Origin of the sequence: Rheinheimera nanhaiensis E407-8 (assembly GCF_000296695.1) — a bacterium.
Lineage (GTDB): Bacteria > Pseudomonadota > Gammaproteobacteria > Enterobacterales > Alteromonadaceae > Alishewanella > Alishewanella nanhaiensis.
In genome coordinates this window covers 1-13,774 of record NZ_BAFK01000004.1, presented here as the reverse complement: position 1 = coordinate 13,774, position 13,774 = coordinate 1, and the positions used below count along the sequence as shown (strand labels likewise).

The 13,774-nt window shown below is 49.8% G+C and carries 11 protein-coding genes; 6 read left to right on the top strand and 5 right to left on the bottom strand.

All coding sequences use genetic code 11. The features are described 5' to 3' along the window. Positions 1–37 precede the first annotated feature (37 nt). Entirely contained in the window at positions 38–1,624 is a 1,587-nt protein-coding gene (locus RNAN_RS04215; protein WP_237739888.1) for an FAD-binding protein, read from the top strand. Positions 1,625–1,717: 93 nt separating this feature from the next. Here the strand turns inward: RNAN_RS04215 and RNAN_RS04210 are convergent, their stop codons facing one another. The 4 genes from RNAN_RS04210 to RNAN_RS04195 all read right to left on the bottom strand — a co-directional run bounded on the left by RNAN_RS04210 (position 1,718) and on the right by RNAN_RS04195 (position 7,123). Further along, the gene (locus RNAN_RS04210; protein WP_008219110.1) at positions 1,718–2,599 is read right to left on the bottom strand and encodes a PEP-CTERM sorting domain-containing protein; all 882 of its coding nucleotides are present in this window, start codon (positions 2,597–2,599) and stop codon (positions 1,718–1,720) included. 201 nt (positions 2,600–2,800) lie between these two features. Continuing rightward, complete coding sequence (gene prsT / locus RNAN_RS04205) at positions 2,801–5,563, bottom strand: XrtA/PEP-CTERM system TPR-repeat protein PrsT (RefSeq protein WP_008219108.1); 2,763 nt, start codon at positions 5,561–5,563, stop codon at positions 2,801–2,803. 30 nt (positions 5,564–5,593) lie between these two features. Beyond that, positions 5,594–6,838: a UDP-N-acetyl-D-mannosamine dehydrogenase gene (gene wecC, locus RNAN_RS04200; protein WP_008219105.1), complete on the bottom strand. Its 1,245-nt coding sequence runs from the start codon at positions 6,836–6,838 to the stop codon at positions 5,594–5,596. Between the two features lie 42 nt (positions 6,839–6,880). Further along, positions 6,881–7,123 carry an acyl carrier protein gene (locus RNAN_RS04195; protein ID WP_008219103.1) on the bottom strand — a complete coding sequence of 81 codons (243 nt, stop codon included), beginning with the start codon at positions 7,121–7,123 and terminating at the stop codon, positions 6,881–6,883. A gap of 156 nt (positions 7,124–7,279) precedes the next feature. Between RNAN_RS04195 and RNAN_RS04190 the strand changes: the two genes are divergently transcribed. The 5 genes from RNAN_RS04190 to RNAN_RS04170 are packed head-to-tail and all read left to right on the top strand — an operon-like array spanning position 7,280 to position 13,581. Next, on the top strand, positions 7,280–8,872 hold the full coding sequence (locus RNAN_RS04190) for an acyl-CoA ligase (AMP-forming), exosortase A system-associated (RefSeq protein ID WP_008219101.1): 1,593 nt from the start codon (positions 7,280–7,282) through the stop codon (positions 8,870–8,872). After that, positions 8,869–10,107: a pyridoxal-dependent decarboxylase, exosortase A system-associated gene (locus tag RNAN_RS04185; protein WP_008219098.1), complete on the top strand. Its 1,239-nt coding sequence runs from the start codon at positions 8,869–8,871 to the stop codon at positions 10,105–10,107. Before RNAN_RS04190 ends, RNAN_RS04185 begins: the two co-directional genes overlap by 4 nt. Before the next feature lie 28 nt (positions 10,108–10,135). Next, complete coding sequence (locus tag RNAN_RS04180; RefSeq protein WP_008219096.1) at positions 10,136–11,176, top strand: SGNH/GDSL hydrolase family protein; 1,041 nt, start codon at positions 10,136–10,138, stop codon at positions 11,174–11,176. Further along, positions 11,173–12,564 (top strand): MBOAT family O-acyltransferase, encoded by a 1,392-nt coding sequence (locus tag RNAN_RS04175; RefSeq protein ID WP_008219094.1) that lies wholly within the window; start codon positions 11,173–11,175, stop codon positions 12,562–12,564. Before RNAN_RS04180 ends, RNAN_RS04175 begins: the two co-directional genes overlap by 4 nt. A 51-nt stretch (positions 12,565–12,615) precedes the next feature. After that, positions 12,616–13,581, top strand: coding sequence for a sulfotransferase (locus RNAN_RS04170; RefSeq protein WP_008219092.1), 966 nt, complete (start codon positions 12,616–12,618; stop codon positions 13,579–13,581). Between the two features lie 10 nt (positions 13,582–13,591). Here RNAN_RS04170 and RNAN_RS19215 read toward each other — a convergent pair. Further along, the coding region (locus RNAN_RS19215) for a hypothetical protein (RefSeq protein WP_040551675.1) at positions 13,592–13,774 on the bottom strand (183 nt) is incomplete at its 5' end.

Here is a 13,774-nt window from a genome sequence, read left to right as displayed (position 1 = left end):
GCTTCAGCTTGCGGCCTCACTTAGCCCCAGCAGCAGGGTGTTGACCGATGACGCATCACTGGCACCTTACCGTTATAACTGTGAGGGTTTTGCCAACACTATTGATAGCGTAATTAAAATTGGCGTTGTGGAGGATATTCAGCAAGTGCTGAATGTTGCTGCCAGGGCAGCGGCAGAGGGCTCTGCTGCGCTAAAGTTTCATCCCATCAGTACAGGACAAAACTGGGGCTATGGCTCTGCCGCGCCTAACGCTGAAAACGCTATCCTGCTCGATTTGTCAGCGCTGACCCAGATCAGCATAACCAGCGCTGAGCTGGGTATTGTAACGCTGCAGCCCGGCGTCACCCAGCAAATGCTTTATGATGAGCTACAACGACGTCAGCTGGATTTTATGGTACCGGTCACTGGCGCTGGCCCCAGTTGCAGTATTTTGGCGAATGCGTTGGAACGCGGTTATGGTATTACACCTTTTACTGACCATTTTGCCGCAGTAAACAGCATTAAGGGTTATCTGGCCGATGGCAGCTTTTATCAGTCGCCGATTTCTGAGCTGGATAGCTCCGGTGACGATTTTATTGATAAAACCTATAAATATGGTATCGGCCCTTATATCGATGGGCTGTTTAGCCAATCTGGCTTTGCCATCGTTACCGAGATCAGTCTCAGGCTAAAACGCCGGCCTGAAGCTTTTGATTCTTTTTATATTCAATTTGCCAATGACAGTGATTTTGAACTGGCGCAGCAGATCGCCTTTGCCATTTTGCAGCGTTTGGACGGTGTTGTTGGCTCCGTAAACTTAATGGATCAACGCCGGCTATTATCAATGATGGCTGAAAATCCTAATGGTAAAGCACAGCATATAGCGATGTCGGCGCAACAAGTTAGCCAATTAGCAAAGCAATATGACACCCCAGGCTGGATGTTGGTCGGTACGCTATATGGGCAGCACTCGGTAGTTAAAGCAGCACGCACGGAAGTGCGTCGTTTTGTTAATGGCAGGGCTAAGCGCACGCTGTTCTCTGGCGGTGCACTACTGCGTGTTGCGCGCACAGTGTTGAATATATTGCCGAAAAATCAACTTGCCGGGGTGAGGGCAATGCTAGCGTCGCTCGATTTGGGTATAGAGATTATGCAGGGCAAACCCAATCAGGTAGCATTGCCACTGGCTTATTGGCGCAATCCAAAGGCCGCAACAGGCACAGCCTTACATCCTGCGCGTGATGGCTGTGGGTTGCTCTGGTATGCCCCTCTTATCCCAATGCAAGCACAGAGTATGCGCCAGTTTATCAGCATGGTGCGGGACGTCTGTCCGCGTTATGGTATTGAGCCGATGATAACCTTTACCAGCTTAAAGTACGATACGGTAGATAGCACCGTACCTATAGTGTTTAACCGCCAGGATGAAGAGGCAACCCGTTTGGCGCAGCAGTGCTTACAAGAGTTAGTTGCCCGGGGGCTTAAATCTGGCTGGGTGCCTTATCGGTTAAATTTACAACAGCAACGAGACTTACTTGATGCCAACTCGCCATACTGGCAAATGGTCAATAAGTTAAAAAATGCCATCGACCCGCATCATCTTATTAGTCCGGGCCGCTATGATCCCGGCTATTTCTCAACTAAATAACGTAGCTCTAAACGTTTACAGCCGCCTAAGTTAGCTAAGATACAGCAATAAAAAAGGCCCTGTGATACAGAGCCTTTTATGAAGCCTTGCTTATTAAGCAGCTTTTTTACGCATTACACCAAGGCCGACTAAACCTGCACCGAACAGGAACAAAATACCTGGTTCAGGGATAGAGTCGCCACGCAACTGGCCGTTACCGTTGGTAGAGTACATAGCTGTTGGGTCTAACTGGCCACTGGCATTCGTAAATGACGCATTACCAGAGTAAAGGAAATCAGCTACTGCGCCACCTGGGGCGGTGAACACGTCAGTATCAAAATTACCAAAGGCTGCACCGCCAATTACGCTCAAAAACGCTTCCGCAGAACCGGTAAAAATACCGCCTTCAAGGAAGTTTAACGTTGTTGCCTCTCCTAAATCATTTAGGAAGGACTCAGCATTTGCGGATAACCACAGGTTACCTGTGGCTGCTTCGCTTGGGTTAGTAAGGTTAGGATTACCAACGAATGGCGCTGTATCATCCAGATAAAAGTTAACCCAGCCGCCGCTGAACAGAGGACGTGGTTGTGGGTTTAATGACGCAGATAAGCCAGTGATGGCAAACCCGCCAAAAGTATAGGTTAAACGACATGGGTAATTAGTACAAAAATCGACTTCACCAGTACCATTTATAACGTCAATAATACCGTATCCCACTAATACATCGCCCACACCTGCAGCGCCAACAGCAATAGCATCAGCCGGGTTAGGTACAACGCCGATATTACCCACACCAAGACCTGCAGTAGGCGTGGCGGCGCCAACATACCATTGGGCAAACTTAGTTTGCGCAGTAAAGTCATCTAAGGGTGGGAAAGCCTGTGAAAAATCAGGATCCCAGGTTACGCCGCCAACAGAGACGCTGCCGGCTAATGCGGGGGCTGCAGAACAGCTTAATGCAATCCCTGTCAGTAGTGCTTTGTAAATGTTTCTCATTTTCTGCTCCCTACGAGTTAATCGGGTTAGGTAGTCATTACCTTGTCTTAAGTAAGCAGGATATATGCCATGGTGCGAAGCTCGCTATATGTTATTGATTTAAAATGTTATTTATTAATTTTTGGATGTTTCTATAGTGAAAGAAAAGGCCATGTGTAAAGTAATCTGACATGGCCTTTCTTGCATAGGACGTAATGGGCGCTAATTTAGCTGTTGTTGCAGTTCAGATAGCTGGTTTTTTAACACGGCATCATCGGTACGCACTTTTGCCAGTATCTCCTTTGCGGCCACCTTATCACCGGAAGCCAGCAAAGATTTAATGTAGTTAAGTTGTACTTCAGCGTTATCAGGCCGTAGTGTCAGTGACTGTTTAAACTGTGTATTAGCTTTGTCATATTGCTTTAAAGCAAATAGCACTTTGCCATAGGTATCAAGCACATCCGGATGTTTGCTGTTAAGTTTAAACGCCAGCTCCGCGTGTTGCAAAGCGGCTTGCGCGTTACCAGCCTCCAGCAATGCCCAGGCGTAATTATTCTGCGCGACAAAATTATCTGCATGCTGGCTAATAATATCGGCATACACCTCACTGGCTTTGGCTGCGTCCTCTTTTAGTAATAAGTTGGCGTAATAAAACTTCAGCCCGGCATGGCTGTCACCGTGCTTGGCAAAATGTTGCTCAACAAAATTAACCGCCTTGCGGTATGACACATCTTTAGCATAGGCTTCGGCCAGCGCGATAGCGGTAATGGGGTCCGCCACTTTTGCATAAGATTGTGTCAGGCTATTGATTCCCGGTGTGATTTGTCCATTAAGCAATTGCACCCTGCCATAATGAAACAACACCTCTGCGCTTTCTTTCATCTCTTGCGGCATTTTTTCATATGCAGCGATAGCTGTCGGATAGCTGCCTTGCTCAATAGCGACTGCCATTTTTGTCTTTAGCATGGCCGGTTGGTCGGGGTTTAACGCCAAGGCTTCATCAATAACCTTTGCCGCCTGAGGATATTGTTTGTGATAAGCCAGCATATTGGCGTACATCAGCCCGGCCAACTGATTTTTCGGGAATTGTTTGTACCAGCGCTCAGAGAGGGTAAGTGCTTCAGCGCGGTTACCGGTTTGAATAAAAGCATTGGTTAACAGCGTATACAGGTTTTGCGTTAATTCCTGATGTTGCTTAGCAATTGGCGCGAGTAAGGTTATGATTTTGTCGAAAGTTTGTTGTCGCTGATACATGGCCGCTAACAACATGCGGATTTCGTTGTTATCCGGATGTGCGCTCTGTGCTTTTTCTACTACGGCTAAGCCTTGTTCTGGTTTCCCCTGCCGGTTTTGAGATTCCTGATAAGTCACCAATGCCGGTAAAAAGTCAGGTTTTTGCGCCAATGTTTCCAGTAACAATTCATCGGCCCTTTGCAGTTGTCCGAGCATTCTGGCCTGGGCAGAGCGCATAAACAGTGTCTGGGTATTACCAGGCTCTGCCTGATCTGCTGCATCAAGCATTTTGCCTGCGTTATCTGCATCATTTTTTAGTAAGTAGGCGATGGCTTTCAGGTTGTATCCTGCAGCTTTGGTCTGCTCATCAGCCAACCATTCATCTGCCAATTGCAGCACTTTATCAAACTGTTTCTGTCTGATGTAACTACTGGCCAGCACCATTCTGGTATGGTGCTGTTTGGGGTCTAGTTGTAAAGCGTGTTCCAGATCCTTAAGGCCAGCTTGTTCTTGTCCGGCAATGCCTAAGCGCACATTACCCATTAAACGCAGTGCTTCTGGGTCCTCACCGCCGACAGCATTTTGGTAGCGGCCAAGCATGTCGATGGCGGCAGATTGGTCACCCTCCCGTAACAGCTGAAATGCAGTGTGCGCGACCAGTTTTAAATCATCTGCTGTCAGAGTGCCTTGCGCCAAACTTGAAGCTGCATCAGTGGTTTCGCCTGCTTTAAGTTGCAGTGCAACATATAACTTGTTCACCTCTGGTATCGCGGGCAGCTGTTTTTTTACGCTGGAAAAATGATTAAGCGCCTGCGCTTCAAGACCGAGTTGGTAGCTGATAAGCCCGGCCAATACACGGCTTTGAAATGTGGTTTGCCCACCTTGTAGCGCTTTATCAATATGCTCTTTTGCCGGTTGGTAATTTTGCCGCTGATATTCGACCACAGCCTTAAGATAATTTGTCAGCCCATGCTCAGGCACTGCTTTTAGCACTTGTACCAGGTGAGTATCAGCGTCATCGAAGGCATTCTGTTGCACCAAAATTTGCGCAGTGAGTAACTTCACCTTTAATGCAGTGGGCATGTAGCTGAGGTAACTAGTTAGCTTTTCCAACGCCTTATCGGGTTGTTGTAATAGCAAGTCTAAATGTGCATTCATCAGCAATGCCTGGTAGTACACCGGGCTATCCGTTGCTATTTGAGCCAGCCGGGATTGTGCGTTGTCGTAATGTTTAGCATTAACGGATAACGCGGCTTCGGCAAACAGTTTAAGATCAGCTTGGTCGGTTAATAACAGTGTATCGAACATCGGAATGGCAGCATTGATACCGCTGAGCTCTGTTTCCGCCAGTGCCTGGTAAAGTTTAATATAATTATTAGTGTGGTCGCTGAGGGTAACTTTTTCACCCAAACCGGCCAGCACCGCCTGATAGTCTTCAGACAGATAAAGCGCCTGCATCAATGGTATTGCTAATGTTTCTGCTTCGGCGCCTAAGGCTAATGCCCGGCTTAATTCTTTGCTGGCAGACACAGGATCTGAGGTTTGCAGATAAAGTAAACCTAAGGTTTGGCGATATTGCGCCTGTTCAGGCATTTGTTGAATGGCAGATTTAAGCTCAATAACCGCAGCGTTAAATTTGTTCTGGGCTATATAGTCTTGCGCATCCTGATAATGCTCGGTGGCGTCTTTACCGCCGCAACCGCTGAGCAAGGCCAGCATCACTGCGCTGGCCAGTATGGTTGTCTTTTTCATCGTACACTCCCTGTAGCAAGTAAACCTTAGTTAACCAAAAATCCCTCTGGTGTCGATAACCACTTTGGTTGCGACATCAACAGGGTGTAGTGTTTTAAACTGTTTATGATCGACCAGCACCACCAGCACATTTGCCCGCTCCAGTGCCTGGGGCAGGGTAGTCAGCTTGGCGTTATGTTCGGCATATTTTTTCGGTAGCTGCTTAATATTGGGCTCCACCAATAAAATATCGCCAACATTGTCATGCAGTAATGACATTGCAATATCCAGCGCCGGGCTCTCACGCAGATCATCAATGTCGGCTTTAAAGGCCAGACCCAGGCAAGCAATAACCGGCTTTTTAAACTGATCAGCGGCTTGTTTAATTTTGTTGATCACATAGTGTGGCTTACTGTCGTTGATTTCGCGAGCTTTGCGGATAATCTGTGCTTGTTCTGGCGCTGAGTCGACAATAAACCAGGGATCTACCGCGATACAGTGGCCGCCTACACCAGGGCCAGGTGACAAAATATTTACCCTTGGGTGGCGGTTAGCCAGTTTAATAAGCTCCCAGACATTGATTTTTAAATGGTCGCAAATCATTGACAGTTCATTGGCAAAAGCAATGTTGACGTCGCGAAACGAGTTTTCCGTCAGTTTAGCCATCTCGGCAGTGCGGGCATTAGTCAGCAAGCATTCGCCGCGGACAAACAGGTTATACAGCGACACCGCTTTTTGCGCGCAGCGCTCAGTAATGCCGCCAATAATACGATCATTACTTACCAGTTCCTGTAACACGCGGCCTGGCAGCACGCGCTCCGGGCAATGGGCAATATACACATCGGCTTTGTCCGGGTCCTGATGTGGCATCACTAAGTCGGGCCGCAGCTCGCCAAGCCAGGCGGAAATTTTGTCGGTGGTGCCCACCGGAGAGGTGGATTCCAGCACAATCAGGTTACCCTTTGCGATGACTGGCGCAATGTTTTCCAGTGCCGCGCGGATATAGCTTAAGTCCGGGCTTTTGTTGTCAGTAAAAGGCGTAGGTACGGCGATAAGAAAAGCCTCTGCACTTTCAGGCGTCAGTGAGGCTTTTAATTTACCGGTAGTTACTGCGGCCTGTACCAGCATGTCCAGATCCGGCTCAACGATGTGGATCTTGCCCTGATTAATGGTGTTAACAGCATGCTCTGACACATCAACGCCCAGTACTTCTACCCCGCGCGATGCAATAACAGCGGCAGTAGGTAAACCGATATAACCAAGGCCAATTACAGAAACACGGGAAAAACTATGCATAGCGCGTCCTTAAAACACTGAAAACGGGGCTAAACAACGCTGTTAGGCCGCCTGTTTTTGTTCAACAAATTGACGTAACTGGCCAAAGCTTTCAAACACTTCGGCAGAAATTTCGTCGTCATTAATTTCAATACCCAGTTGGTCTTCCAATTGGGTAATCACCGCAATCACCGCCATCGAGTCAAACTCAGCAATTGCGCCCAATAGTGGCGTGCTGTCGGTAAAATCTTTATCTATTTGTAATACGTTACGCAGAATATCGGCGAGGAGATGGTGCTGTGACATTAGGCTTTCCTTAAAACAATAGTCCAGTGTGGCGTCCCTGTAAGCTAAACCTTGTGTAACTTGTGCAACAGAACGCAAAATTCCAGTCGGTTTTTTTGCAAAACTGTTTTATTATTGCACACAAAGGGATTAAAAGTGAAAGGTCTGAAGGACGCCATGACCAAAAATATCCACCATCTCATCACCCAATCGGCTGCGCGTTATCCAAGCCGTACAGCACTGTACTTTAAACAGCAGGCGTTAACTTATGCTGAATTAGCGCAAGCCATAAATGCCACCGCTGCACTGCTGCAACAGTGTGATATACAGCGCTTTGACCGGGTAGCCGTTTATCTGCCAAAACAATTCGAAACCGTTTACACCCTGTTTGGCGCCTCTTTAGCCGGTGCTGTGGCGGTACCGGTTAATCCGGGGTTAAAGGCGGCGCAGGTCGCGCATATTCTGCAAGACTGTAATGTGCGGCTGCTGGTAACCAGCAAAGAACGCCTGGCCGCGCTGGAAGCCGAGTTACACCTGTGCAGCGATTTACACACCGTTATACTGACCGATGCAGAGCCTGGCGTGGTGATGAGCATGGCGCATATTCAGGTAAAACCCTTGCTGTTAACGCACGATGCGCCAGTTAAACCTTATGCCCACAGTACCGATGCCGATATGGCCGCCATACTGTACACCTCGGGCAGCACCGGCAAACCCAAAGGCGTAGTGTTGTCGCACCGCAATATGCTGGTAGGCGCACAAAGCGTAGCCAGTTATCTTAGCAACAGCTGTGATGATGTGTTGCTGGCGCTGTTGCCGCTCAGTTTTGACTATGGCTTAAGCCAATTAACAACCGCCTTTCTTAGCGGCGCGGCGGTGGTGCTGTTAGATTTTTTTCTGGTGCAGGACGTGGTGCGCACTGTGCAGCAGCATAAAGTCACCGGTATCGCTGCAGTGCCACCGCTTTGGGCGCAGTTGGCTAAGGCGAATTGGGCCCCTGGCAGCAGTGATACCGTGCGCTACCTGACTAATTCTGGCGGCGCTATGCCTCTGCCTTTGCTGGCGCAGCTGCGGCAGATCTTCAGCCAGGCGCAACCTTATTTAATGTATGGCCTAACTGAGGCCTTCCGCTCGACTTATTTGCCACCGTCAGAGCTGGATAACAGGCCAGGTTCGATGGGCAAAGCCATCCCCAACGCCGAGATTGTCGTGGTGCGCGAAGATGGCAGCCTGTGCGGCCCCAATGAACCCGGTGAGTTAGTGCACAGGGGGCCTTTGGTCAGCCTGGGCTACTGGAATGCGCCGGAGAAAACCGCCGAGCGCTTTAAACCCGATCCGGTGGCGCCCAGGGGCATACAGTTGCCGCAACTGGCGGTATGGTCGGGTGATACCGTACGCTACGATGAAGATGGCTATTTATATTTTATTGGCCGGCGTGACGAGATGATTAAAAGCTCTGGCTATCGTATTAGCCCGACCGAGGTAGAAGAAGCGGTGTATCAGCTAAGCCCGCTACTGCAGGATGTCGCGGCTATCGGTGTGCCGCATGCCGAACTGGGGCAGGCCATTTTAGTGCTATTTGCCTGTAAAGAGGGTGAGCAAGCAGACACAGCTAGCTGGCTGAATCAGCTAAAGCGCAGCCTACCGAATTTTATGCAGCCCAAGGCGTTAATTGCCAAACCGGCGCTGCCGAAAAACGCCAATGGCAAAATTGACCGCAAACTGTTAGCTGAGCAATACCAGAATTATTTTGACGGGGCAGTAGGATGAGCCAGAGCAGCGCACCAGCGCATGAGCAGATGTCACAGTTTAAGCAACACAGCAACGCAATGCTGATTGGCGGCTATACGTTAAGCGAGCTTAGCACGCTACTGGGTAAAGACGTGTTTTACGCCTACGACAGGGCAGTGATTAACCAGCAGGTAGCGCGTTTTCGCGCGGCGGTGCCGGCCAGGATAAAATTGCATTACGCTATTAAAGCTAACCCCTATTGGCCGGTGCTGCAGCATTTAAAGCCGTTAGTAGATGGCTTTGATGTCGCGTCACAAAAAGAAATGCTGCTGGCGCTGCAAGCCGGCATGGCAGCGCACGACATCAGCTTTGCCGGCCCGGGCAAAACCGATGCAGAGCTAACTGCGGCTATCTGCGCTGGCGTGACGTTAAATGTGGAATCCGAGGGCGAATTACAGCGTTTGTGCCAACTGGGGCAACAGCTTAAACGTAGGCCGCAGGTCGCGCTTAGGGTTAACCCGGCCTTTGAATTAAAAGCCTCGGGCATGAAAATGGCCGGCGGCGCCAAGCCCTTTGGTATTGATGAAGAGCAGGTGCTGCTGTTACTGGCAAAAATAGCCGATATGCCGGTTAACTTGCGCGGTTTTCATATTTTTTGTGGATCGCAAAACCTAAAACCCGAGGCGCTGATAGAAGCCCATCAGCTTACCTTTGCACTGGCGGCCAAACTGGTAGCGGCCAGCCCTTATAAGCCTGATTTAATTAACCTGGGCGGTGGTTTTGGTATTCCGTATTTTGCTGGCGAGAAGCGGCTGGATTTAACTGAGGTGTCCGCTTCGTTAAAGCACTTGCTTCAGCAGTATGATGACGCACTTAGCGATATTGAACTGGTGATTGAGCTGGGCCGTTTTCTGGTGGCTGAAGCCGGTGTGTATGCCTGCAAAGTGGTGGATAAAAAAGTCTCGCGTGGCACCACCTATTTAGTGTGTAACGGCGGCTTGCACCATCATTTGGCTAACTCGGGCAATTTTGGTCAGGTGATCCGCAAGAACTATCCGGTGGCTATCGGCAATAAGTTAAGCAGCGACACAACCGAGCAGGTCACTATCGTCGGGCCTTTGTGCACGCCGCTGGATATCCTGGCCGACCGGGTTGAATTGCCCAAGGCCGGGGTAGGCGACTGGGTAGTGGTATATCAGTCTGGCGCTTATGGCCCCACCGCCAGCCCGCAGGATTTTCTTGGTCATCCGGCGGTGGTGGAAATTTTAGTGTAACTTAATCACTCCAAAGCGGGTTTTGACTATGGACAGTCAGCTTTGTAATACCTTAATTGTTGTATTGCTGTTGTTTGTGCTGGCAGAAGTCGCCTTGCAATGGCGTGCCGAGGTTAAATTTGGCAACAGTATTTTTAGCGCAGTGGCGGCTACCGACAACAGCGTCAGTATGTTTGAGGCGCGTGATGGTTTTAAAATACTCAGCGCCAACCAACGTTTTGACGGCAGCAGTATCAGCGTGCAAAGCAATCGCCTTGGTTTGCGCTCGCCAGAGCTGGGGCAAAAAATGCCAGGCAGCAGCCGGCTTATCGTACTGGGCGCCTCCAGCACTTATGGCGCCTATGCCAGAACCAATGCCGAAACCTTTCCGGCATTATTGCAGCAGCGTCTGAACGGACAGCTTGAGGTGATCAATGCCGGCATCCCCGGTAATGATCTGGACAGCCAGTATCAGCTTTATCGGCAGCAGCTAAGCGGCCTGCATGAAGATATCTTAATAGTTTATTCTGGCCTGAGTAACGATATTGGCCGCTTATGCCGCAAACAGCAGAGCGGTAAAAGTTATGCACTGCCCCAGCTTAGCGCACCAAAATGGTTGCTAAGTGTCGACTTACTGCTGAAAAACACTACAGATCTGCGCTACGTGCCCTACAAATATCAACCGATGCCTGATCTTGCCAGCTTATTGGCGCAGTATCAGACAACACTGCAGGCGATTATTCAGCTGGCAAAACAGCGTGGGGTACAACATATTCTACTGGCCGAAAACTTAACCTCCTTTCGGCCAGAGCAGCCTTTATCCTTGCAACAGGCACTGGCCAGTTCAGCCTTGTATTACACGCCTTGCCTGGATGTACAGCAATTTTCCGAGGTGTTTAGGCAGTACAATCACACTTTGGCCCAGGTAGCCGTTAAGCAACAGGGCGTGCACTATCTGCCGTTGTCGCATTTGGTGCCGGGTGGCCGGCAGCATTTTACCGACAGCGTACATTTTACTGCCAAAGGTGAGCAAGCGATGGCGGATGCCCTGGCCGAAGCGCTGCGTGGTTTACCGGAGATGGCAAAATGAGTTTTACCTCACTGCATTTCTACGTATTTTTGCTGGCTATACTGGCGCTGCTTAGCGTGATTGACAGCAACCGGCAGAAAAAGGCCATTCTGCTGTTGGCCAGTTACTGGTTCTATATGAGCTGGGACTGGCGCTTTGGTGGCTTGTTGCTGCTGATGACAGTGGTGAATTTTTACTGTGGCCGCCAGATCAGGTTTTCCGCTCAGCCAAAACTGTGGTTAAGCCTATCTTTAGTGTTCAGTCTTGGCGTACTGGGCCTGTTTAAATACTTTAATTTTTTCCTCGATAATCTGTCATCGATTGCAGCCTTGTTGGGCATGGCATCGCACATTAATATACTGCAAATTTTACTGCCGGTTGGCATCTCGTTTTACACCTTCCAGGCGCTGTCGTACACCATCGACATTTACCGGCGCGAATTAGAGCCGGTTAACGCCCTGGCAGACTTTGCCTTGTTTGTGTCGTTTTTCCCGCAACTGGTGGCAGGGCCCATAGTCCGTGCCAGTTATTTTTTACCACAGCTAACCCAAATGCAGCGTGCTACGGCAGTCGAACAGCGCGATGGTGTGTTGCTGATTATCCGTGGCCTGATAAAAAAGGTGCTGCTGGCTGATGTGTTGGCACTGCATCTGGTCGACCCGGCCTTTGCCAATTATCAGCAGCAGTCATCGTGGTTGTTAATTCTCGGGCTTATTGGTTACAGTTTTCAGGTATATCTGGACTTTTCTGCCTATACCGACATTGCCCGTGGCTGTGCCCGCTTGTTGGGGTATCAGCTGCCGGTCAATTTTAACCGGCCTTATCTGGCCGATACGATCTCCAACTTCTGGCAGCGCTGGCATATTTCGATGTCATCGTTTTTCCGGGATTACCTGTACTACGGCCTGGGGGGCAGTAAAAAGGGTAATGTCTATGTTAATTTGCTCATTACCTTTGTCGCTATTGGAGTCTGGCACGGTGCCGGCTGGAATTTTGTGCTGTATGGACTGTGTCACGGTTTGCTGGTGGCGCTGGAGCGCTGGTTGCGGGAAAAAGGCTGGTTAGTGCAGCAAACAGGGTGGCGTTGGGCGCTGGCCGTTGGCCGCACCTTTATGTTGGTATGTTTACTACGGGTTATGTTTCGCGCAGAGGATTTACAGCAGGCAGGCGGTTACCTGCTGGCTATCTGGCAAAACACCGCTGTACCGTTTCAGCTGACTGCGGTGGGGGCGACTGCACTGTTATTGGCCGTGTTGTTGCATGGCATAGCGCCACGCTATTTAGAGCAGTGGCAATTGCGGCTGTATAACTGGCCATTGCTCGTTAAAGCACCTGCGCTATTGGTGCTACTGTACGGCTTAATTGTTTTTGCTTCGGCTGAAGCGCCGTTTATCTACTTCCAATTTTAACAGGTTATTGGGCGCTCTGTTGCAGGCAGGGCCGGTGTTTAAGGATACTAAATGAATCAACAAAAACTGATCTTGTTATTTGGCATGCCGCGCTCCGGTACTACCTGGCTGGGAAAATTATTTGATGCCCAGCGCCAGACCTACTACCTGCATGAGCCTGACAGCGTCGATGCCAATATGCGTATTCCATTGTTACTAGGCTGCGATGACACTGCGGTGTCTGAGCTGGCAGAGCAGTTACCGCGCTGGTTAAACAATAAAACGGAAAAAGTTATCGCCTCCCGGCCGTTTTTTAGTAAAGCCTATTTAAACCCCGTCAGCTGGGCGCTGTTTCTGGCATCGTCCTACGCCACCAAGCTGGCCGGACGGCTGGGGAGCAGGGGGCTGGTTAAGCCCGTACGCTTGCAAGCGGCGGCTGCACCAGTGCTGGTATGGAAATCTATCGAGTCTTTAGGCCGCATGGCGGCTATCCGCCAGTTAACCGATGCCTACAGTATTCACATTTTGCGCCACCCCTGCGGTCATATTGCCTCTACCCTGAAAGGGCAGGATGGCGGTTTATTCGACGGCAGTATTCCTATTTGGCAAGACTGGGACTTATTTGACAAGCTGTTGCAGCAAAGCGGTGAGCAGCGCTTTACGCTGGATGACATAAAGGCGATGAGTAAAGAGCAGCGGCTGGCGGTGCGTTGGGGCCTGATTAACGATTTTGCGCTGGCACAAAATAGCACCACACAACACAATATGGTGTTGGTGTACGAAGACTTATGCAAACGACCGCTAGAGGTGTTTAACACCTGCCTGGCATTTTGTCAGCTGCCGGCGGACGAGCAGTGTCTGGCCTATTTACACAGTTCTACGCAGGGTGGCGAAGACAGCGCTTACTACAGTACGACTAAAGATCCACTGACATCCGCCTATAAATGGCGAAAACAACTGTCAGCAGAAGTACAACAGCAGATTTTTGCTGTTGTTATGCAGTTTAATGCCGGCCGTTATTATCAGGATGATTTTTGATTTCGGGCTGTCAGCGGGTAAAACGCAGCGGGTTAGTATAAAAGTAATACCGTTGTCCCTGCCGGTTTTCGGTATAACCGCGCAGGCGTAATACCGTATCAGTGCTGTGGTCAACTTTATGCCGCACTTGCCAACTGCCATCGCTATGCTGTTGCATTGGCAGCGGGTGGCTACTTATGGCCTCGGGTGTAAT

Excerpts from the sequence above, each read along its gene's own strand:
- RNAN_RS04185 (WP_008219098.1), top strand. The coding sequence starts at position 8,869 with ATGAGCCAGAGCAGCGCACCAGCGCATGAGCAGATGTCACAGTTTAAG.
- RNAN_RS04170 (WP_008219092.1), top strand. The coding sequence starts at position 12,616 with ATGAATCAACAAAAACTGATCTTGTTATTTGGCATGCCGCGCTCCGGT.
- RNAN_RS04175 (WP_008219094.1), top strand. The coding sequence starts at position 11,173 with ATGAGTTTTACCTCACTGCATTTCTACGTATTTTTGCTGGCTATACTG.
- RNAN_RS04195 (WP_008219103.1), bottom strand. The coding sequence starts at position 7,123 with ATGTCACAGCACCATCTCCTCGCCGATATTCTGCGTAACGTATTACAA.
- RNAN_RS04210 (WP_008219110.1), bottom strand. The coding sequence starts at position 2,599 with ATGAGAAACATTTACAAAGCACTACTGACAGGGATTGCATTAAGCTGT.
- wecC (WP_008219105.1), bottom strand. The coding sequence starts at position 6,838 with ATGCATAGTTTTTCCCGTGTTTCTGTAATTGGCCTTGGTTATATCGGT.
- RNAN_RS04190 (WP_008219101.1), top strand. The coding sequence starts at position 7,280 with ATGACCAAAAATATCCACCATCTCATCACCCAATCGGCTGCGCGTTAT.
- prsT (WP_008219108.1), bottom strand. The coding sequence starts at position 5,563 with ATGAAAAAGACAACCATACTGGCCAGCGCAGTGATGCTGGCCTTGCTC.
- RNAN_RS04180 (WP_008219096.1), top strand. The coding sequence starts at position 10,136 with ATGGACAGTCAGCTTTGTAATACCTTAATTGTTGTATTGCTGTTGTTT.